We start from the raw sequence: 19,330 nt of genomic DNA, 5'->3' as shown, positions 1-19,330 counted from the left end.
TCACTATAATTGGCAATTTAAGCTTATCGGCCCCATACTTTTAGCTGGTGTTAAAAGCACGGAGCTAAAATGCACATTGTTGGCAAGCAAGTTAATTGGATTATCACAAAGCTGCTCATAATATTGTGTTGTGTATTGATACACTGCACCAGTGTTTTTGCTGCTGATGATGACTTATCTGTTTGGTTGCTTGATTCAGAACAACCACTTGCCAAACTTAGCCAATCTCTTGAAGTATCGTTACAAAACGCAGAAAAACTAAATGCGCTTGAAACAAGCTCGGTCCGCCTCACAGGTAAAACATCCCATTGGCTAGTCATCGACTTATACCAACTATCCGAAAATAAAAACTATGTTGTTTTTCTTGGCGAACCCAATTTAACCTGGGCTAAGTTTTATCTTTTAGATGAAAACTTTCAGGCTACTAGTAATCAACGACTCGCTTCACTAGAAAGTTTATCGAATGTTCGTCCTCATTGGTTGATTGAGCATAGCCAAGGACATCGCTGGGCTTTAGTTAACTTTGTGCATGATAGAGCACTGACGATAGAAGTTGGGGTGGTGGCTGCGAAAATATTTGAAGCCAATTTACACCAAACTATTCTAGGTTATGGTGCTATTTTGGGTGTGCTAGTTTTATGTATGTTTGTATGTGCTGTCTATTTTTTTGTATCGCAGCAACCAAAATACTTAGTGTTGGATGCGTACTTCGTGTTGGTTTGTATCGGATTTTTGATTGATAACGGGTTAATAAACTATCTTGTTGATGGTTTAGACTGGGAAGCAAAATGGCCTGTTAATGAGTTTGCATTATGTTTTATAAGCTATTTTTTATATCACTTTCTAGCGATCCATACCTATAAAGTTACGTTTAAAAAGGCTTGGCAAGCTATGATGGTTTGTTTACTCAGCGCAGCCGTGTTGTCATCACTATTGCCTCAGTTTAATCGTCAGTGGCTTTTTATAGTCAGCTGTTTGGGCTTTTTGTGCTTTGCTTCTGTAATCTTTTATAGTTTGATTAAGCGTAAAAACAACCGTACTCACCTGCGTGTTTTTATGCTTTTAACTATTGTTATTCAAGTGCTGAGTCTATTTATCTGGAATGGCTTTGGCATTGGTTACCATGGTGTTCATAACACAATCTTACTTATGGCATCACTTGCGATATGTTCCGTACTGTTATTAAAAGATCGCCAGCAAATCTCAGCGTTTAGCTACTCCATGTTACATGATGCAGATACTAAGCTACCAAATAAGCAGTTTTTACTCGCGCAAATGGTGAAGAAAGTATCGCAGAAACAACACTTTTCAGTTTTATTATTTAAACCTCATGTACTTTCAAATGCCCGCTCTACATTTGGTTTTGAGCAAGCCAATATTTGTATCAATGAAAGATTAAGTATCTTAAATACTCAGCTACAGAGTATGAGTGCACTAAAGCTTGAAATTCAAGCAAGCAGAAGCGCGTGGCTTGCTCACGTTGATGACAGTACGTTTGGCTGTTTAATTATGGGCGAGCTTGAGCTAAGTCACATAGAGCAGTTTGCATGTTTGATCCATGGGGTCTTTGAAGAAGGGCTCACCCATGAAGATATTAATTTAGTTGATAGTGTTGATATTGGGGTTGCCTATTACCCGATGCATGGCAATACCGCGAAACAAATCTTGCAATGTGCGATACAAGCTATGTCTGAAAAGCGTTTACAAGGTGAACGTTGGCGCATGTTCGATTCAGAAACTGCACGCCTTTCTGAGCAAAGGTTATCGATTGCTGCTGCACTTAAAATTGCGATTGATGAGAACCAACTCAGCTTACACTTTCAGCCGCAGATATGTTTGAAAACAGGCAAAGTAGTGGGCTGTGAAGCATTGCTGCGATGGCAGCATCCTGTATTTGGTGCAGTAAGCCCAGATGTATTTATTCCAATTGCAGAGTCAGCAGGGGTGATCAATCAGCTTACAGAGTGGGTCGTTGAAAGGGGCATTGAATGGCAAGCGAAGTTTTGCAAACTGATACCCGATCACGTTATTTCTATTAATATTTCAGCAAAAGATTTATTAAATAAAGACTTACCCGTGCTTTTAATCACTATTTTAAATGAGCAAAAAGTGCGTGCCGAATCTGTGATGCTGGAGCTTACAGAATCTGCAACTTTGGAGGAAAGTAAAAAGATCAAAGCGACACTTGATGACTATCGTTTAATCGGTTTAAAGCTAGCAATTGATGATTTTGGTACCGGCTACTCATCGCTTGCTTATCTGAGCCAGCTAGGCTTTGATGAGGTGAAAATAGATAAACAATTTGTGTTAAACCTGCCATTTTCAGTGAACGATCAGAGTATTTGCCGGGCAACCTGTGACATCGCCACTACTTTGGGTGCACATGTTGTTGCTGAGGGTATTGAAGATGAGCAAAGCCTAGCAATGCTGCAAAGTTATGGCTGCCAATTTGGACAAGGGTATTATTTTTCAAAACCGCTTTGTGCAGATGATTACTTAACTTGGATAAGCGAGGTGCAGAAAGTTGAAATTAGCCTTGATGCAACAGCGAACCTAACTGATTAAAGTAATTCAGCAGTGCTGAAAAGCAGCGCATTGTATGCTGCTCATCTGGGTAGATTAAGCCACTTGTCGATAACCCACTCACTAAAAAGCTATTTTTTATATCAGGGTGCATGGCAATACACTTTTCAAAACAGCGAGCCGCTAGTTCTTCAGGCATACTCATATAAAGTTGCTTTACTTGCCTATCAAAAGCGATTGATTGCTTCACGAACGCATTTGGATTTTCACCTGAGGTGTCTAAAAATACCTGATGGTAAAACTCATTTAAGTGTTGATTAAGTGGATGACTCAAATCTGGTGACTGTTCGAGCCACAGTGCTGAGCAAAATTGCATACTCTTTCTGCTCTTAAATAAATGCTGACAAATATGGTGATCAAACGCATGAAACCATTCATGTGCCAGAGCGCCACCACCGGCATTTTTTGCTAGCGCAAGGGTTTGACTGTGAGCATTATAATGAGCCTGCACACCTTTTTGGCCACCATGACCAAAGGCAAAATTAAGCTTTCCCCTAAGGCCTATTGCCGTTGGGGGTAAAGTCAGTATTTGCGCTAGATCAGCTAAGGCATCGTAAATTAAATTCGCCGCTAATAGCCGCTCTTGCTTATTAACCCAATTGCCAACCACCATGGTACGAAAACCAAAGGTATCGCGAATATCGTCAAAATCGACCTGATCATCAAAGCGATAATCTGGTCCCTGACGGTGAAAACCGGCACTAAGCCGTTTTGATACACGCATTATAAATAGCGTGCCTTAACATCATCTGGCATATGTTGGGTTTGCTTATCGACCAGTGCTGCTAATAATCTGTATAGCGGTTTTACATCAAGGCCTTCAATCAGTTTAAGGCTATGAGCCACTGCTTCTAAAGTTGATAAGCTATCTGCGCGTGGTGCTTTACGAATGACGTATTTGTTTTGTGGTATTTGCTTAAAACTCACAGCCTGAAACCCCTGAAGGCTTGGAGTTAATCGCAGCATTTTGTAGGCTTTTTTCCACGTACCATCAATCACAATTAAATGAGTTAAAGACTGTTTGAAAGCATCTGTAGTGGCAGTGTGTTCATCTAAACATAATGCATTATCAGCAGGATAGAGTACCGCAGTTGTTGCTTTTGGCAATGTTGCGAGCTGTAAAAAGTCTTGTTCTGACTCACCTGCAATGATTTGGCAGTTATCTAAGCCTAAATTCAGTAAATTAGCGGTGTTCTTAGTAACTTTTTCCTCACTAGGGTGGCGTAATATAATGATTTTTAGTTTATTATTGATTATGCTTATTGAATCACATAAACAGGTTTTAACTGAAAAGCCACAATGTGAGCACAATTCTCTAGCCATACGAACTCAGGTGTAAATCAAAACTATACCTAGTATACATGAGCTTAACTCGCAAAGCAGGTTTGCTTTTTAGCTATGAACGGCTAAAGTTGCGATTTATATAATTACGTTTTTGATTAAGGGATAAAGATGACGACAATCACAATTGATGAGAGTGCACTGGAAGGGATGGAATCACTTTTAGGTGACCAATTTGCCGACACCTTGACCTTTTGTTGTAGTGAATTTCAGCGTTTAGGCTCTGAAGTACTTGCAAATCTTGGTTCAGATAACGAAGTAGCTGCAAGGCATGCACACAGTTTAAAATCAAATGCAGCTCAATTTGGTGCTGCAAGTTTATCATCGCTTGCGCAAGAAATTGAACTGACCTTGAACCAAGGTGATGTAGCTACTGCGCAAGAAAAATCACAAACCCTTGATGAACAAGTTTCAGGTTCTGTAGAAAAATTACAAGCTTGGTTCGCTACTCGCTAAAAACTTGAATTTATTTCAGTTATAACCGCAAAAATCCTCTGGCATGGTACCCCTTTACTGGGGTAGTCTTAAGGCTAATTAGTAGAGGTAACCATGTCACAAATCAAAAAGAGTCACAAACTAGACGGTGTCTGTTATGACATACGTGGGCCTGTGCTTGCACAAGCTCGAAAAATGGAAGACGAAGGGCAAAAAGTATTAAAGCTAAACATTGGCAACCCAGCTGCCTTTGGCTTTGATATGCCTGAAGATATGCACAAAGATATCATTCGTAACTTATATTCAGCCCAAGGCTACTGTGACTCTAAAGGCCTCTACTCAGCCCGTGTGGCTGTCTATCAACACTATCAGCAACGCGGATTATTTAATCTTGATGTCGATAATATTTATATCGGCAATGGGGTCAGCGAATTAATTCAAATGACCACACAAGCATTACTTGATAATGACGATGAAGTGCTTATTCCTGCACCGGATTATCCGCTATGGACTGCATCGGTTAAATTAGCAGGGGGTAACCCTGTGCATTATCTATGTGATGAAGAACAAGATTGGTTCCCTGATATTGCTGATATTAAATCGAAGATCACCTCAAAGACCAAAGCGTTGGTGCTTATAAACCCGAATAACCCAACAGGGGCGGTGTATAGTGATGATCTGTTGATGGAACTTATCAATATTGCTCGCGAGCACAAGTTATTGTTACTGAGCGATGAAATTTACGAGAAAATCTTGTATGACGGTGTCAGCCACAGCTCGATTGGTGCGCTGTGTGATGATGTGCCAATTATCACCTTTAATGGCCTAGCAAAAACGTACCGCGCTGCGGGATTGCGTATGGGCTGGATGGTGTTAAGCGGTCGTACTAGCATGATGGACGACTTAAGCCGTGGCCTAGATATGCTGGCATCAATGCGCTTATGTGCCAATGTGCCTGCTCAGTATGCTATTCAACAAGCTTTAGGCGGTGTGCAGTCAATCGATAACTTGATAAACCCTGGTGGTCGATTGTATGTGCAGCGTGATATTGCATGGCGTGGCTTAAATGCCATTGATGGTATTAGCTGTAAAAAGCCTAAAGGGGCGCTTTACGCTTTTGCGAAAGTGGATACGGCGCACTTTAACATTAAAGATGATGAGCGCATGATTTTAGATTTACTCAAAGCTGAGAAAATCTTATTAGTGCATGGTCGCGCATTTAATTGGCCTGATCCTGATCATTTCAGATTGGTATTTTTACCAAACAAAGATGATTTAACAGAAGCCATGAGCAAGATGCAGCGATTCTTTGCTGATTATCGACAAAGCTAAAAAAAGCGAGCCGAGGCTCGCTTTTTTAATAAGCTTTATCAACACGCACCGTGTTATCGGTGAGGTACACCAAACGTACTTTATCACCTTGGTTGAACAGCATTTGGTTGTCTTTATCTTGCACAACCATAAATTGTTCGCCGCTTTCTACTTTGATCATCAATTCAACGAGCTGATACTGTATAACGCGACTGTTTTGTTGGCGGTTGTGGGCAACAGAGCCACCAATCATTGAGCCCAAAATGGTTGCTACAGTACGGCCACTGCCGCCACCAAACTGGTTACCGATAACGCCGCCAATAAGCGCACCACCAAACGTTTCCCAGCCGTTGGTTTTATCTCTGACCAGCTCTTGTTCAGTAATGGTTCGCACTGACTGTACTGAGCCAAACAACACCTGTTGTACAGGTACTGCTTTGTTACGCTGATAGTCAGCATAACTTGGCGAGCTCAGTAATAAACAGCTTGCTAGGATTGCTACTAGGTATTTCATAACCCCTCCTGACTACCAGCCAAAAGTTGATTTCTCACGTGTTTTACGGATTTCAGTTTCATCAGCCCATTCAACTAGGCCGCTTTTTAAATCCATTAAACGCATAGTGAATTTATAATACACATCAGCCTTGTCAGCATTCGATTTAACAATGCTCGATAAGTTACCGTATAACATGTATTGCGCACCCACTTGCTGTCCAAAGGCAATAGCGGTATTTGGATTTACAAGTGGGTCAACGTTTTGGAAGTTAAGTTGTTCGCGCACAGCTTCAACACGGGTCATATCAACAAAGCGGAACTTACCACTGCGTAATAACTGTGTTGAGATTGAATCGGTGATTGATTCAGTATCAATGTGCTCGCTCGTTTTGTTTTTAATACGCTCAACAAACACGATAGGGCGGGTATTTGCTGTCATGGTACCAACCACAGGTGAAGCAAGTAACGAGTCTGTCATTTGGCTTGCTACTTTTTGTAGATCCGTTGAACCAAAGTTGATATCTGTAGTTTCTACGGCTTGCGCATCACCATAGCTAACAACGGCTTTGTTAGCACAACCAGACAGCAACAAAGCGCTTGTTATTGCAACGGCCGCAGCCGACTTAACAGAAAGTAATTTCATTGTAGTATCCTTAATCTTCAAATTCTTGTGCTTCTGTTGACACTTCACGCACTGCAAGCGAGAAGGTGACAGCATTTGCTGTCGGGGCTAGGCCCGGTAATTGGGTCTTAGCAAATCCAAATAATGTAATAGGTTGCCAAGGTGAGTGGTTGCCGCGAATAACAAAGCCATCAGCGTCATACCAAGTAAATTGATACTGTAAGTATTGAGACTTTTTATACTGGCTTGCCAGTGTCACAACAACATCCGTTAAGCCATTTGTTTGGCGTGTTTTTACATCTGTAATGGCTAATTTCTTGCCAAGTTCAGGGTTATTAACAATCAGTTGTTGGTTATACTGTTGTGATGCCTGCTCAACACCAATGCCAGAAGTGGTAGGGCGTGAGGAGCAAGCCGCAACAAGTAAAATGGTTAATAGTGGCACTAAGTATTTCATCATTGCTCCTAGAGTTGTACAACATGTGTGTCGTAGTAGTTATTTATAGAGGTTAGAAAAATCAAGGTTAACCCTTGCTTACTAACCGTAAAGTCTATTTCGCCATGCCCTGGCACGGTTAAAGCGTGCTGACCTGCTGGCATCGCGTGCTGAGCAATACTCAGTTGACTAGGTAAAGTCGACCAGCTTCGCGTATCAGCCTGCTCTGATGCAATGTTATAAATATTCGCTAAAATATTACCGACATCGCCGCCGCTTCTTGCCAATTCTGCACGCATCTTTTCTTTCGCAACCAAACGCATAATTTGGCGGGTTATTCTGCCAGCACTTTGATCTTTTAACGTCTTTGCTGCCAACGCTTCAAGCCTAACAATGGGCGTCAGTGGCAAATTTTCACCACCAAGACTCACGGTTTTATCACTGCCCGCATAGGGCGCATCGCGATAAACTGGCATGGCAATACTGTAAAAGCGTGCATCACCACGGGAGGTATAAATGGGTAACCGTAAATGAAACTCTTGCCTTGCTGGTATCAAACCTTGCTCTGCAATTACAATTACTTGGCCCGTGTTTGCTTGAGTCTGCTTTAGCTTGCCAAAGCGCTTGCTAAATTCTTCAAAGTCCTGATCAAACCCTTGTTTTTTGGCAAGGCGTAACACTGTTTGCTGTAAGTAGCTATTTTCGCTATTTATTTCGAGTGCTTTCTTATAATCGATATAGGCATCATCAAACTGTTTATCCGCCTCATAAAGTAGGCCAGACAAATAAAACGTAAAGGCATTTTGAAAGCCATTTTTAACATTGCCAATTAACTCGGCCATATCCGGGTAGCCTTCGGCTGCCTGTTCCGCTTGTTCATCAAGTACAGCTTGGTTGTCTTTTAGTGCATCTTCTTGCACTTTATTAGCACGCCTAACTTCAACTAATGCAGATTCAAGTTGCTTATCAAATACATAACTCAGTGCTTTGTAGCTATGCAGCATGGTCATTTCATAAGCTGCTGGCTCATAACCAATCACTGAGTCATTGGTTAATAATGAATTTGTTTGCTCAAGGCCTGCACTTAGTTGTACTTTGGCTGCTTGACGCTTTTTTTCCATATTTTGATAAACAGCTTCAAAGGTCTCATTGGCCTCGGAATTTTGTTTAGCCAAAAACTCAAGACGGGCCGTTTCAAGCTGATTCAATAAATAGTTACTATGGCCTCGGCTGTTACTTGGCAAAAGCTGCTGAGCACTTGCTATGTTATTTTGAGAAACAGCTTGGCGCACAGGTCTTAGCTGCGTCGCATAATCTTGGAATAGATCAGTAATACCTATGGTACTGCAACCAGATAACAGTAAAGCAGCTCCAATAAATAAACGTCGATGCACTGAACACTCCTTTTAAACAATGTACTGAGATTAGCATACGCGGCTTAACCTTCTATGATAAATTATGTAAAAAATCGTAAGTTAATTGTCTAATTTTAGGTCTTATCTTTTTTAAAACCAAAAGGATAACTCATTTGTTGAGCACCATACTGTATACCTTAATTGCACTTTGTGCGTTTGCAGCCAACTCTTTGCTGTGCCGAATGGCATTACAAAGTGGTGATATAGATCCGTTAAGTTTTACTGCCATTCGCTTAGCAAGTGGAGCGTTTATGTTACTAGGCTTACTTTTATGGCAAACAAAGCTAAAGCAAACAAAATCACAATCAGCTAAACCTTTAACCGATAAAGGTAACAATATCAGTGCCCTTAGTTTATTTGTTTACGCGCTGTGCTTTTCAGTTGCCTATGTTGATTTAAACACAGGCACAGGCGCACTTATCTTATTTTCGGCAGTACAATTAACCATGATAGGCCATAGTGTTTTAAATAAAGAGCCACTCAGTAAAGTACAGTGGGGGGCTTTGTTTGTCGCTTTTGCGGGTTTTATTTACTTAATGCTGCCCTCAGCCACAGTGCCTTCTTTCATGCCAGCCATGCTTATGGCGTTAAGTGGCGTGGCATGGGGTGTTTACAGTATTCGCGGAAAATCATGCAGCTCACCGTTGCAAGCAACCAGCTTTAACTTTCTAAGAAGTTTAATACTTGTGCCAATTTTAGTGATTTTAGCTATGGTTGATTGGCAAGGTATTACTGCGAGTGGGGTTTATTTGGCGATAGCTTCAGGAGCGCTTGCATCTGGGCTTGGCTATAGCATTTGGTACATTGCACTACCTAGGCTTAAAAGTAGCCAAGCAGGGGTGGTGCAGCTAACCGTGCCTGTGCTTGCCACATTAGCTGGGGTGATGGTTTTAGATGAGCAATTAACAGCGCGTTTAGTTGTAGCCAGCGCCTTAATTCTTGGCGCTGTACTGGTATTTTTAATGGCTAAAATTAGGGCGTATTAATATTTAACACGTAGCGTTCATACAGGGTGTTAAGTTCAGCTAGTATCGCTTGCTTGCCGCTAAGCTCATTTTGTTCGATACAGTGCTGTAATGTTTCAACTGACAGATACTGCATCATCTTTGCAGATACACCAATATGACTAATATGCCAAGGCTCAGGGGCAACCCCACCTTTGTACTCTTGGTAAGGGCGATAAAAACCATACTTTTCTAGGTTATCGTCAAGCCATGCAGCAAGCTTGGCAAAGGGCCCTGTGGGTGAATACTCATCAGGCGTTAATTGCAGCTCGTAATCATCGTCAATCGGGCGGGTATCGTAAATGTCGAGGTCGGTACCAAAGTGGTGCCTGCTTGCCCCCGGAAGTGCTGAGTAAAGCATAATAGCGTGGCACTTTTTAGTATCACTTAGGCTTTCTAAATCTACCGTTTGTTGCTTTAGGGTGTAAACCGGTCGAAGGCCCTGAAATTTAGCATTCCAAATAGTACTTTGACGATGAAAATCGCGAAAGCTTGAGGCAATTGTCAGATCAATACCTGCTTCTTTTGCTCCTTGCTGCAGAGCTAAAAAATCATCGACAATATCACGATGCAAGCGATGATTTTGTAGCTCAACTAAATGTGAGCTACTTAACCCCGTGGCACATTGTTTAAGCTCGGTTTGGTTCATGTAAGCAGTTGCTCTAAAATGACTTCGTAAATATCAGCTAGTTGAATTAAATCATCCGTGCTAACACATTCATCTACTTTATGAATAGTTTCATTACGCGGACCAAGCTCAATGACTTTGGCACCCGTTTGCGCGATAAAGCGGCCATCAGAAGTACCGCCGGTGGTTTCAAGCGCGGTGTCGCGTCCAGTCACCTGCTTAATAGCGTGCACGGTGGCATCTACTAACGGACCATGATCGGTTAAAAACGGCAGTCCATTAACAATCCAATTTAGCTCGTAATTCAGGTTGTGTTTCTCAACAATTTCTACGACTCGCTGTTGTAGTTCTTGGTGAGTCACTTCAGTGCTAAAGCGAAAGTTAAATTGAATTTCAAGCTCACCAGGGATCACGTTACCGGCACCGGTGCCGGCGTTAATATTCGAAACTTGAAAGCTGGTTGCAGGGAAAAATTCGTTACCTTGATCCCACTCGGTTTGACTCAGCTCAGTTAACGCAGGAGCAGCTAAATGAATCGGGTTTTGCGCTAAATGCGGGTAAGCAACATGGCCTTGCACACCTTTCACGGTTAAAAAGCCAGTTAATGAACCTCGACGTCCATTTTTTACCACATCGCCAAGTACATCACGTGAAGATGGTTCGCCAACTAGGCATAAATCAATCTTCTCACCACGTGCTTCAAGAGTATCGATAACACGGGTTGTGCCGTTGATAAACGGGCCTTCTTCATCAGAAGTAATTAAAAACGAAATTGACCCTTTATGATCTGGGTGCTTAGCCACAAAACGCTCTGTGGCAACTACCATGGCAGCTAAAGAGCCTTTCATATCGGCTGCACCGCGGCCATGTAACATGCCGTCTTTTACCAGTGCAGAAAAAGGCGGGTGCTGCCAATTTTTTGCAGGGCCTGTTGGTACAACATCTGTGTGACCTGCAAAACAAAAATGCGGTGACGCATCTCCCTTACGAGCCCAAGTATTCAAGGTATCAGTGAAAAACAGTGATTCAATATTAAAGCCTAGTTTTTCAAGGCGTTCGTTCATTAACGCTTGGCAACCAGCATCTTCAGGCGTTACTGATTCACGCTGAATAAGCGCTTGAGCAAGTTCAATAACAGGGTGAGTCATTAGGCAAAAATCTCATCGTATTGAGCTGCTTTAAAACCTAAGTGGTATTGGCCGTTATGCACAAGTACCGGGCGCTTGATCATCGCAGGTTGCTCAACCAGCAATGCTAATGCAGATTCTTTATCTAGGTTTTGCTTTTGCTCATCAGATAATTGACGGTAAGTTGTGCCGCGTTTATTAACTAAATCTTGCCAATCAATGTGCGCTGCAAATTCGTTAACTAGCTCAGCACTAATGCCGTCTTTACGGTAATCATGGAAAGTAAATTCTTGATTGTTATCAGTTAAATATTTCTTGGCTTTTTTGATTGTATCGCAATTGCTGATACCGTACATGATAGTCATAAATTCTACTTTTTAGTTACAGTGAGTAATGTGTCTACCCCAGCAGTGACCTGAGATAGTGAATAATATAGGGGTCCAAGGTGTTGGCTATTGAGAACGCACAGTGTGCCAAGCATAGGGCTGCTCAGCTCGCGTAAATCAAAATAGGCTAATCGTTCACCTTTGCTAATTTTACTGCCGTTTAATTTAGCAATATTGGTGTGGTTGATATGTTCTTCAACCGATGAAAACGATAAGTTTAATAAAACTTTTAAACCGTTTTTTGCCTGTAAAATGTATTCTTTACCGGCATTTTTAACTTGTAATAGGGTGCCATCGAATGGCGCGATGATGTTGTGGCTAGTTAATTCAACACTAATCCCAGGGCCAAGGGTAGCAAAACGAAAAAATGGCTCAGGGTGCTCGCTAATGCTTTTTACACGCCCGGTAAATGGGCTTTTAATGGCCATGCAGCGCGCTTTTCTGAGGCTGCGTTCGGGTAAGTATTGAACTTCGTTAGTCATGGCTTATTTAACATCACCTAGCACATGGTAACCGTCTTTTTTCAGGGCTGTAATAGCTTTGGCCATACTTTGCTTTTTCACCAATACATAATCTGTATCGTAGGTTGATAAAGCAAAAATCGAGATCGACGCTTTTGCTAACACGCCAGAAATATTCGCCATAATACCAGTTAACGAAAAACCAAGTGGGCCAATAACTTCAAGTGCTTGCCAGTCGGTTTCTTGATCAAGACTGTCGAGTTGGAAACTACTAGGGCAAACTATAGACAGTTCATCAGCCGTTTTTGCAATAAAGAAAATAGCTTGTTGGAGTAAGGCAGGATCAATCGTTGCATCGACATCTAAACTATGAATGGTAAGTTCTTCACTATGAAGTTGTAACGTTTGTTTTGACATCTGCGATCCTATCTTTGAAGCCTTTGAATTTATAGTATAGGTAAACAAAGTTAAGATAAAGCGCAATAATTTTGATTGCTGAGGTTTTACTCAATATCGCTGTTGAGGTTGTCCACAGAATCTGTGGATAAATATGGGAATAGGTACGTATAAAGAAGCTAATAGGCTAATTTATAAAGGTTTTATAAATTAGCCTAAATTTTGAAGGGTTAATTTTCTAAGCTTTCAACTTGCTTAGCTTGAATCGCCGTTAGGGCAATGGTGTAAACAATATCGTCTACTAATGCACCACGACTCAAGTCATTTACCGGCTTACGCATACCTTGCAGCATTGGGCCAATACTAATTAAATCGGCACTACGTTGTACGGCTTTATAAGTTGTATTACCCGTATTTAAATCTGGGAATACAAACACTGTTGCTTTACCTGCAACCGGGCTGTCTGGTGCTTTCTTAAGTGCTACGTTTTCCATAATTGCAGCATCGTACTGAAGCGGGCCATCAATTACTAAATCAGGGCGCTTTTGCTGGGCAAGCTTAGTGGCTTCACGCACTTTTTCTACGTCAGCGCCTGAACCCGAAGTACCCGTACTGTAGCTGATCATTGCAACACGCGGTTCAATACCAAACGCAGCCGCTGAATCCGCTGATTGAATCGCGATATCGGCCAGTTGCTCTGCCGTTGGGTCTGGGTTGATAGCACAGTCACCGTATACCAGAACTTGATCAGGTAACAACATAAAGAAGACTGATGATACCAACGATGAACCCGGTGCAGTTTTAATTAACTGTAGCGGTGGGCGAATCGTATTCGCTGTAGTGTTAACAGCACCCGACACAAGGCCATCTACTTTGCCTTGCTCAAGCATCATCGTGCCGAGTACAACATTATCAAGTAGTTGTTCTTGAGCAACCACTTCTGTTAAACCTTTGTTTTTACGAATATCGACCATAGGCACAACGTAGTCGTTGATCACATCACCTGGCTCAACAATGGTTACGTTATCGTTAAGCTCAACACCTTGTTGCTCAGCAATTCGTAAAATCTCTTCTTTGTCACCAAGTAGGATTGTTTTTGCAATGCCACGTTGACCACAAATTGCTGCGGCTTTAATCGTGCGCGGCTCATTACCTTCAGGTAAAACAACCGTTTTCTTCGCTTGACGGGCTTTATCTGTTAGTAAGAAGCGAAACGCTGGCGGAGACATTTTACGAGTTCGGCCAACACTTTGTGCCAGGCTGTCTAACCAGTCAGAGTCAATGTTACTAGCGTTGTGATCTTTTACTTTGTCGATACGTTGGTCATCATCGCACGGTACTTCCATATTGAAGTTGTGCAGTAATAAAGACGTGCGCCACGTATCTTCTTGTGTTGCCAGGATTGGTAGGCCGGTATTCATAGCTTGTTCGCACAATTTCATAATGCGATCTTCAGGTTTAAAGCCACCGGTTAATAAAATAGCCCCAAGCTTGGTACCATTCATGGCTGATAAACAAGCGGCAACGAGTACATCAGAGCGATCGCCCGGAGTAACTAGTAATGCACCCGGGGTAAAGTGGCTTAAAATATTCGATACAGTACGAGCACAGAAAGTAACGCGACGTAAACGACGATGAGCCATGTCGCCTTCGTTAATAACTTCGGCCTTTAAGTATTCACATAAATCACGCACACGTGGCGCTACTAGGTCGAAATCCCACGGGATTGAACCTAATAACTTAAATGGGTGTTTTCTGAAAATAGGCAGTGATGCTAAACGGTTTAATTCGTTTTCAAGTTGCTCAGGCTCATGGGCTTCAACGAGGTCTGCACGTGCGCGACCTTCGTCATCTAAAGGTGCATTAACTTTATTGAAAATACAACCTAGCACGCGAGGGTGGTTAACACCGCCATAGTTTCCTGAGGCAATTTCTAAACGGTCTTCAATTTGGTCGTTGCTATCGTTACTAGGTGTTAAAACAAAAACAATATCAGCACCCAGTGTTTGCGCGATTTCACGGTTTACACGGCCAGCATAAGGCTGACGACGTGTTGGAACCATACCTTCGATAATAGCAATTTCGTCTTCTTTGATGGTGCTTTCAAAGCGCTCTACGATTTCTTCTAGTAAATCGTCGCCTTTACCATCACCAATCATTTGCTCTGCATAGCTAAGCTCAAATGGTGTCGGCGGATTAATTGGCGAGCCATGGGTAACAATTTGCGTCGACTTTTCAGGACCTGTATCGCCAGAGCGTGGCTGTGCAATTGGCTTGAAAAAGTTCACTTTAAGCGCTTTTTGCTCAAGCGCACGCACTAAACCAACAGAAACAGATGTTAAACCAACCCCAGTCGAAATAGGGATCAACATAATTCTACGTGCCATTTACTTAACCCTCCTTTGCAATGCGGGCTGCATCGTTAGCAATAACCCATTCTTCGTTAGTCGGGATCACAAACGCTTTAGCATGCGCTTGGCCTTTTGAAATTAAGCCTTCTTTACCAAAACGTGCCGCTAAGTTTGCAGCTTCGTCACACTCAAGGCCTAAAAAGCCTAATTGAGTGATTACTTTGTCACGAATGATATCTGAGTTTTCACCAATACCACCGGTGAAAATAAGTGCATCAAGGCGCTGCACAGGCACTAAGAATGCGGCGATTTGCTTTGCTAAGCGGTAGCAGAAAATATCGAGTGCAAGGTTCGCCTGCGGGTGACCTTCAACAGCGGCTTCTTCAATAGTGCGACAGTCATTTGATAGTTCACTAATACCTAATAAGCCACTTTGCTTATTAAGTAAGTCATCAATTTCTTGTACTGAATAATTTAGTTGCTGAGTTAAAAACGTGAATAAACCAGGGTCGATACTACCACTGCGGGTACCCATCACTAAGCCTTCAAGCGGTGTAAGGCCCATACTGGTATCAACACTCTTACCATCTTTAATCGCACATACCGAACAACCATTACCTAAATGTGCACTGATCACATTGGTTTGCTCGCGCTCTTTGCCTAATAATTTTGCAGCTTCACCTGCAACATAATAATGGCTCGTGCCATGGAACCCATAACGTCTTACGCCGTGCTCTTTATAAAGCGAGTAAGGTAGGGCGTATAAGTAAGCAATATTTGGCATGCTTTGGTGAAATGCCGTATCAAATACAGCAATTTGTGGCAGCGCTGAGAACGCTTGCTGTGCAGTGCGAATGCCTAATAAGTTGGCTGGGTTATGAAGTGGAGCAAGTGCGGCTGTTTTTTCGATAGCTGCAAGTACATCATCGTCAATAAGCACAGATTCAGTGAAATGCTCACCACCGTGCACAACACGATGACCCACAGCAATTAAATTATCTGCAAGGCCTAGCTCATTAACTAGCTTCACAAGCTCAGCAATTGCTGCATCGTGGGCTTGGCCATTTGCAAGCTCAATAAGTTGTTTTTCACCATTATATTTATATTTGATTGAAGGGGTGTCTGAGCCAAGGCGCTCAGCTAAACCAGAAATAACTTCGTCAGAAGTGGCGGCATCTAAAATGGCAAATTTTAAACTTGAACTACCACAGTTCAGTACTAAAACATGTTGTGGTGAGCAAAGGGGCGTCGACATAGCTAGGTCCTAAAAGTACGATATCAGTCAGTGTATATTAAGGCTTGATAATTAGAATTCTTTGCCAGTATAGTAAATAAGTATTTTGTTGCTACACTTAACAAAGCTAGGCTGTAATTATACTAAAGTCTGGTTGACTTAAGCCGATAACATTTTATCTCATTTAGACTTTAAACGTTAGTCTCCTAACCATTAATTTGGTATTAAAACTAGGACAGGTTTTGCAGGGATTGTATCCGGGAGTGTGTTACACTCGGTTGTGAAACAAGTTGAAAACCCTAGGAGTGATGATGCAAAAAGGTGTCATGTCACAAGTGCAAACAGGTCGTCAGTACGCTAAAAAATGGCCGATGCGACAAGAGCTCGCTCCATTGTTTGCCGAATTTAGAGTGATCAAGGCCACTGATCTGGCAATTACAGTGATGCCAATATTGGCAATGCTGACCGTATTTATGCAAGTTAATTACTTAGGTAGTGATTATTTTCCACAAGCTATCACCATCGCGATATTCTTTTTATCACTACCTCTTCAAGGTTTGTTGTGGCTAGGCCGCCGTGCAGAAACCCGTTTAGAGCCAGCAATGCTAAGTTGGTATACCGAGCTGCACAGTAAAATGAAGGCGCATGGTTATCAGTCACAATTAACGACTGAAAAACCACGCTACACTGATTTAGCTCAATTATTAAAAGACATGTTCGAAAAAATGGACAAAGCCTTCACTAAAGAGCACTTCTAATCGCGAATAAACTGGCTCACATAAAACGATAACGTTACTTTTTGTGGGCCCTGTTGCTCTATCTGCTGCCAATGCTCTGGGCGAAACTTCCACGCAAACGGCGTCATCATAATTAAATGTTTAACCTCATCGACAGACAACAGTACCTGTTGCTCTAACAAGTTTATCGACTCTTTGCTGAAACCTGCTGGTGGTTCTATTTCTGTATGCGGTTTCACATCAGCATAAATAAACGCTTTTAACTCTTTAAGGTGCCAAGGCCCAGGGCTTGCAATAATTAAACTAGCTTGCGGTTTGGCAAGGCGAGCAAGTTCTTGTGCAAATAAAGGGGCAAACACACTAACAAGCACATCAGCCTGCGCATCTGCAAAAGGGGCTTGGCTAATCGACGCGACACTAAAATGCGCATTTTCGTAACGCTTAGCGGCGTATTTTACCGCGGGCTTAGAAATATCGACACCATATACATCAGCACTCGACTGCGCTGCAATTGCTTGAGTGTAAAAGCCTTCACCACAGCCTAAATCAATCACTGAACTTGGTTCGAGAGATGCCACTAGCTCTGCTAAAGCTTGCTGTAAAAACAAATAGTGTCCGGCATTTAAAAAAGCGCGGCGAGCTTGCACCATTTCAAGATTATCGCCCGGTTGTTTAGACTTTTTATTTTGCACGGGAAGTAAATTGACATAACCCTCTTTGGCGATATCAAAACTGTGGTTGTTGTCACAACGGTAAGTTTTGTCGTTTAGAGTAAGTTCAAGTTTGCAAAGCGGGCAGTGATAGTGAAGACTCATGAGTCTAAATAGTCCTTATCATAAAAGGTTTTAACCCAATGAGGGCGATATGTGATCATCAAGGTAATGGCCATGCCATTGAGCATTGCTTCAGGAAACCAAATTATGGCACACAGGATCAGATAGTTTTCTGAAATCTCAATAAAACTGTAATCACCTAGCAAGTAATAAAACACACCGCTGGTAAGTATTTTAATACAGGCGATAACAGCAGCGGTTAAAAACGCGCATAAAAAGATATAAATAAAAAAGTGTCTCGGCAGGTAGCTATAGCAAAGCACAAAACACAAATAGCTCAATGTAATTGGTAAAAAAGCAGTAAACAATAAATGCACTGGCAGTATTGATACTGGCAACTGAGCGACTAATACCAAGAGTAAACTTGCAAGAAGGCTTGCAAAAATAGCCAGTCGCCAACCTAAAATTAGGGTCACTGCAGTGAGCCCTAAAATATGCAATTCGAGGCCTGGCAATATCCCCGCTTTAATGCGCCACAGTACCGCAAGTACTAAAGCACATGCGAGCACACCAACTTGTCTTATTGGCGTTGCCAATAATTGTGATGCGCTTTGCTTATCAAAGCTGAGCCAAAGTATTAGAGCCACACAGCTCCACAAAGGGAGCTGCCATTGCAGTGTGTCTATCATGCGTTAAATGTTGACCAAATTGGCGCATGATCAGATGGTTTTTCGATACCACGTAATTCGTAATCGATACCAGACTCAACACAACGCTCGGCAAGTGCTGGAGTTGCTAAGATCACATCAATACGCAGACCGCGGTTGTCATCAAAACCTTTTGAGCGGTAATCAAACCACGAGTATTGCTCGGTTTTTTCTGGGTAAAGTTCACGGAAGGTATCTTTAAAGCCCCAGTTTAATAAAGTGCTTAACCATTCACGCTCTTCAGGTTGGAACGAACACTTACCTGTTTTTAACCAGCGCTTACGGTTTGGTTCACCAATACCAATGTCGAGATCGGTCGGTGAAATATTAATGTCGCCCATCACAATAACATCTTGCTCTGGCGTGTGGTTATCTTCTAAGTGAGTCATTAAATCTTTATAGAATTGACGCTTATAAGGGAATTTGGTTTCGTGAGCAATATTATCCCCTTGCGGGAAGTAGCCATTCATCACCGTTAGGTCACGACCATTTTCTTGTGTCACGGTAACACTGATCATACGACGCTGTGATTCGTCGGTATCGGTTGCAAAGCCTTTAACTACTGATTTCGGCTCTTGTTTACATAACATAGCCACGCCGTAATGCGCTTTTTGACCGTGAAAATAAACGTGATAACCCATTTTTTGCACATCTTCGAGAGGGAAGGCCTCATCATGTACTTTGATTTCTTGTAAGCCAATAATATCTGGTTGATGTTTATCAATTACGGCTTGCAATTGGTGTAAACGAGCGCGCAGGCCGTTAATGTTAAATGAGATTACCTTCATGGTGCACCTATTATTTTTGTTTCAGTGTTTAGCGCAATTCTATCATCAAACTAGGGCTTATTCATGAGCTAATTACGAAAATCAAATTGGGTAAATGTTG

At 42.1% G+C, this 19,330-nt stretch carries 21 protein-coding genes; 5 read left to right on the top strand and 16 right to left on the bottom strand.

Annotated features, from left to right (window positions below; genetic code table 11):
* The first annotated feature begins 69 nt into the window (after nt 1–69).
* Nucleotides 70–2,565 (top strand): EAL domain-containing protein, encoded by a 2,496-nt coding sequence (locus AN213_RS11930; protein WP_055198711.1) that lies wholly within the window; start codon nt 70–72, stop codon nt 2,563–2,565.
* Here AN213_RS11930 and AN213_RS11925 read toward each other — a convergent pair.
* Together AN213_RS11925 and AN213_RS11920 are read right to left on the bottom strand one after the other, a co-directional pair.
* Nucleotides 2,531–3,307, bottom strand: a complete 777-nt coding sequence (locus tag AN213_RS11925) for a CLCA_X family protein (protein WP_055021129.1) — start codon at nt 3,305–3,307, stop codon at nt 2,531–2,533. The genes AN213_RS11930 and AN213_RS11925 overlap by 35 nt on opposite strands.
* On the bottom strand, nt 3,307–3,906 hold the full coding sequence (locus tag AN213_RS11920) for a tRNA-uridine aminocarboxypropyltransferase (protein WP_055198710.1): 600 nt from the start codon (nt 3,904–3,906) through the stop codon (nt 3,307–3,309). Before AN213_RS11920 ends, AN213_RS11925 begins: the two co-directional genes overlap by 1 nt.
* Before the next feature lie 129 nt (nt 3,907–4,035).
* Between AN213_RS11920 and AN213_RS11915 the strand changes: the two genes are divergently transcribed.
* Entirely contained in the window at nt 4,036–4,380 is a 345-nt protein-coding gene (locus AN213_RS11915; protein ID WP_055198709.1) for an Hpt domain-containing protein, read from the top strand.
* 93 nt (nt 4,381–4,473) lie between these two features.
* The gene (locus AN213_RS11910) at nt 4,474–5,691 is read left to right on the top strand and encodes a pyridoxal phosphate-dependent aminotransferase (RefSeq protein WP_054552951.1); all 1,218 of its coding nucleotides are present in this window, start codon (nt 4,474–4,476) and stop codon (nt 5,689–5,691) included.
* Between the two features lie 25 nt (nt 5,692–5,716).
* Here AN213_RS11910 and AN213_RS11905 read toward each other — a convergent pair whose 3' ends face one another.
* From AN213_RS11905 to AN213_RS11890, 4 genes are read right to left on the bottom strand one after another with little or no spacing between them, the layout of a single operon-like run.
* The gene (locus tag AN213_RS11905) at nt 5,717–6,184 is read right to left on the bottom strand and encodes a glycine zipper 2TM domain-containing protein (RefSeq protein WP_055021127.1); all 468 of its coding nucleotides are present in this window, start codon (nt 6,182–6,184) and stop codon (nt 5,717–5,719) included.
* 12 nt (nt 6,185–6,196) lie between these two features.
* Nucleotides 6,197–6,808 (bottom strand): penicillin-binding protein activator LpoB, encoded by a 612-nt coding sequence (lpoB, locus tag AN213_RS11900; protein WP_055021126.1) that lies wholly within the window; start codon nt 6,806–6,808, stop codon nt 6,197–6,199.
* Between the two features lie 10 nt (nt 6,809–6,818).
* Nucleotides 6,819–7,244: a YcfL family protein gene (locus AN213_RS11895; RefSeq protein ID WP_054552954.1), complete on the bottom strand. Its 426-nt coding sequence runs from the start codon at nt 7,242–7,244 to the stop codon at nt 6,819–6,821.
* An 8-nt stretch (nt 7,245–7,252) separates the two neighbouring features.
* Nucleotides 7,253–8,617 (bottom strand): COG3014 family protein, encoded by a 1,365-nt coding sequence (locus AN213_RS11890; protein ID WP_055198708.1) that lies wholly within the window; start codon nt 8,615–8,617, stop codon nt 7,253–7,255.
* A 137-nt stretch (nt 8,618–8,754) separates the two neighbouring features.
* Here AN213_RS11890 and AN213_RS11885 point away from each other — a divergent pair, with 137 nt between their 5' ends.
* A complete protein-coding gene (locus AN213_RS11885; RefSeq protein WP_055021160.1) occupies nt 8,755–9,624 on the top strand; it encodes a DMT family transporter in 870 nt (289 codons plus the stop codon).
* On the opposite strand, the gene AN213_RS11880 is transcribed toward AN213_RS11885, so the two are convergent.
* The 7 genes from AN213_RS11880 to AN213_RS11850 all read right to left on the bottom strand — a co-directional run bounded on the left by AN213_RS11880 (nt 9,611) and on the right by AN213_RS11850 (nt 16,246).
* Complete coding sequence (locus AN213_RS11880; protein ID WP_055198707.1) at nt 9,611–10,291, bottom strand: M15 family metallopeptidase; 681 nt, start codon at nt 10,289–10,291, stop codon at nt 9,611–9,613. The genes AN213_RS11885 and AN213_RS11880 overlap by 14 nt on opposite strands.
* Nucleotides 10,288–11,418, bottom strand: a complete 1,131-nt coding sequence (dapE, locus tag AN213_RS11875; protein ID WP_055021123.1) for a succinyl-diaminopimelate desuccinylase — start codon at nt 11,416–11,418, stop codon at nt 10,288–10,290. Before dapE ends, AN213_RS11880 begins: the two co-directional genes overlap by 4 nt.
* Nucleotides 11,418–11,762 (bottom strand): ArsC family reductase, encoded by a 345-nt coding sequence (locus tag AN213_RS11870; protein WP_054561266.1) that lies wholly within the window; start codon nt 11,760–11,762, stop codon nt 11,418–11,420. Before AN213_RS11870 ends, dapE begins: the two co-directional genes overlap by 1 nt.
* 5 nt (nt 11,763–11,767) lie before the next feature.
* Entirely contained in the window at nt 11,768–12,265 is a 498-nt protein-coding gene (locus tag AN213_RS11865) for a PTS glucose transporter subunit IIA (protein ID WP_054561267.1), read from the bottom strand.
* A 3-nt stretch (nt 12,266–12,268) separates the two neighbouring features.
* Nucleotides 12,269–12,661: an ACT domain-containing protein gene (locus AN213_RS11860; RefSeq protein ID WP_054552960.1), complete on the bottom strand. Its 393-nt coding sequence runs from the start codon at nt 12,659–12,661 to the stop codon at nt 12,269–12,271.
* Between the two features lie 209 nt (nt 12,662–12,870).
* Nucleotides 12,871–15,027 carry a phosphate acetyltransferase gene (pta, locus tag AN213_RS11855; RefSeq protein ID WP_055198706.1) on the bottom strand — a complete coding sequence of 719 codons (2,157 nt, stop codon included), beginning with the start codon at nt 15,025–15,027 and terminating at the stop codon, nt 12,871–12,873.
* Nucleotides 15,028–15,031: 4 nt separating this feature from the next.
* On the bottom strand, nt 15,032–16,246 hold the full coding sequence (locus AN213_RS11850) for an acetate kinase (RefSeq protein ID WP_055198705.1): 1,215 nt from the start codon (nt 16,244–16,246) through the stop codon (nt 15,032–15,034).
* Between the two features lie 290 nt (nt 16,247–16,536).
* Here AN213_RS11850 and yfbV point away from each other — a divergent pair, with 290 nt between their 5' ends.
* Complete coding sequence (gene yfbV / locus AN213_RS11845) at nt 16,537–16,983, top strand: terminus macrodomain insulation protein YfbV (RefSeq protein ID WP_055021121.1); 447 nt, start codon at nt 16,537–16,539, stop codon at nt 16,981–16,983.
* Here yfbV and AN213_RS11840 read toward each other — a convergent pair.
* The 3 genes from AN213_RS11840 to xthA are packed head-to-tail and all read right to left on the bottom strand — an operon-like array spanning nt 16,980 to nt 19,230.
* The gene (locus tag AN213_RS11840) at nt 16,980–17,777 is read right to left on the bottom strand and encodes a putative RNA methyltransferase (protein WP_055198704.1); all 798 of its coding nucleotides are present in this window, start codon (nt 17,775–17,777) and stop codon (nt 16,980–16,982) included. The two genes, yfbV and AN213_RS11840, sit on opposite strands and share 4 nt — an antisense overlap.
* Nucleotides 17,774–18,424, bottom strand: a complete 651-nt coding sequence (locus AN213_RS11835) for an energy-coupling factor ABC transporter permease (RefSeq protein ID WP_095209747.1) — start codon at nt 18,422–18,424, stop codon at nt 17,774–17,776. The genes AN213_RS11840 and AN213_RS11835 overlap by 4 nt, the downstream gene beginning before the upstream one ends.
* On the bottom strand, nt 18,421–19,230 hold the full coding sequence (gene xthA / locus AN213_RS11830) for an exodeoxyribonuclease III (RefSeq protein ID WP_054552965.1): 810 nt from the start codon (nt 19,228–19,230) through the stop codon (nt 18,421–18,423). The genes AN213_RS11835 and xthA overlap by 4 nt, the downstream gene beginning before the upstream one ends.
* Nucleotides 19,231–19,330 lie beyond the last annotated feature (100 nt).

The sequence above is a fragment of the Pseudoalteromonas sp. P1-8 genome (genome assembly GCF_001399985.1).
In the GTDB taxonomy this organism is placed as follows: domain Bacteria; phylum Pseudomonadota; class Gammaproteobacteria; order Enterobacterales; family Alteromonadaceae; genus Pseudoalteromonas.
The sequence above is the reverse complement of the archived record's forward strand: the minus strand, read 5'-3'. Positions and strand labels throughout refer to the sequence as shown.

Excerpts from the sequence above, each read along its gene's own strand:
- AN213_RS11930 (WP_055198711.1), top strand. The coding sequence starts at position 70 with ATGCACATTGTTGGCAAGCAAGTTAATTGGATTATCACAAAGCTGCTC.
- AN213_RS11925 (WP_055021129.1), bottom strand. The coding sequence starts at position 3,307 with ATGCGTGTATCAAAACGGCTTAGTGCCGGTTTTCACCGTCAGGGACCA.
- AN213_RS11920 (WP_055198710.1), bottom strand. The coding sequence starts at position 3,906 with ATGGCTAGAGAATTGTGCTCACATTGTGGCTTTTCAGTTAAAACCTGT.
- AN213_RS11915 (WP_055198709.1), top strand. The coding sequence starts at position 4,036 with ATGACGACAATCACAATTGATGAGAGTGCACTGGAAGGGATGGAATCA.
- AN213_RS11910 (WP_054552951.1), top strand. The coding sequence starts at position 4,474 with ATGTCACAAATCAAAAAGAGTCACAAACTAGACGGTGTCTGTTATGAC.
- AN213_RS11905 (WP_055021127.1), bottom strand. The coding sequence starts at position 6,184 with ATGAAATACCTAGTAGCAATCCTAGCAAGCTGTTTATTACTGAGCTCG.
- lpoB (WP_055021126.1), bottom strand. The coding sequence starts at position 6,808 with ATGAAATTACTTTCTGTTAAGTCGGCTGCGGCCGTTGCAATAACAAGC.
- AN213_RS11895 (WP_054552954.1), bottom strand. The coding sequence starts at position 7,244 with ATGAAATACTTAGTGCCACTATTAACCATTTTACTTGTTGCGGCTTGC.
- AN213_RS11880 (WP_055198707.1), bottom strand. The coding sequence starts at position 10,291 with ATGAACCAAACCGAGCTTAAACAATGTGCCACGGGGTTAAGTAGCTCA.
- dapE (WP_055021123.1), bottom strand. The coding sequence starts at position 11,418 with ATGACTCACCCTGTTATTGAACTTGCTCAAGCGCTTATTCAGCGTGAA.
- AN213_RS11870 (WP_054561266.1), bottom strand. The coding sequence starts at position 11,762 with ATGACTATCATGTACGGTATCAGCAATTGCGATACAATCAAAAAAGCC.
- AN213_RS11865 (WP_054561267.1), bottom strand. The coding sequence starts at position 12,265 with ATGACTAACGAAGTTCAATACTTACCCGAACGCAGCCTCAGAAAAGCG.
- AN213_RS11860 (WP_054552960.1), bottom strand. The coding sequence starts at position 12,661 with ATGTCAAAACAAACGTTACAACTTCATAGTGAAGAACTTACCATTCAT.
- pta (WP_055198706.1), bottom strand. The coding sequence starts at position 15,027 with ATGGCACGTAGAATTATGTTGATCCCTATTTCGACTGGGGTTGGTTTA.
- AN213_RS11850 (WP_055198705.1), bottom strand. The coding sequence starts at position 16,246 with ATGTCGACGCCCCTTTGCTCACCACAACATGTTTTAGTACTGAACTGT.
- yfbV (WP_055021121.1), top strand. The coding sequence starts at position 16,537 with ATGCAAAAAGGTGTCATGTCACAAGTGCAAACAGGTCGTCAGTACGCT.
- AN213_RS11840 (WP_055198704.1), bottom strand. The coding sequence starts at position 17,777 with ATGAGTCTTCACTATCACTGCCCGCTTTGCAAACTTGAACTTACTCTA.
- AN213_RS11835 (WP_095209747.1), bottom strand. The coding sequence starts at position 18,424 with ATGATAGACACACTGCAATGGCAGCTCCCTTTGTGGAGCTGTGTGGCT.
- xthA (WP_054552965.1), bottom strand. The coding sequence starts at position 19,230 with ATGAAGGTAATCTCATTTAACATTAACGGCCTGCGCGCTCGTTTACAC.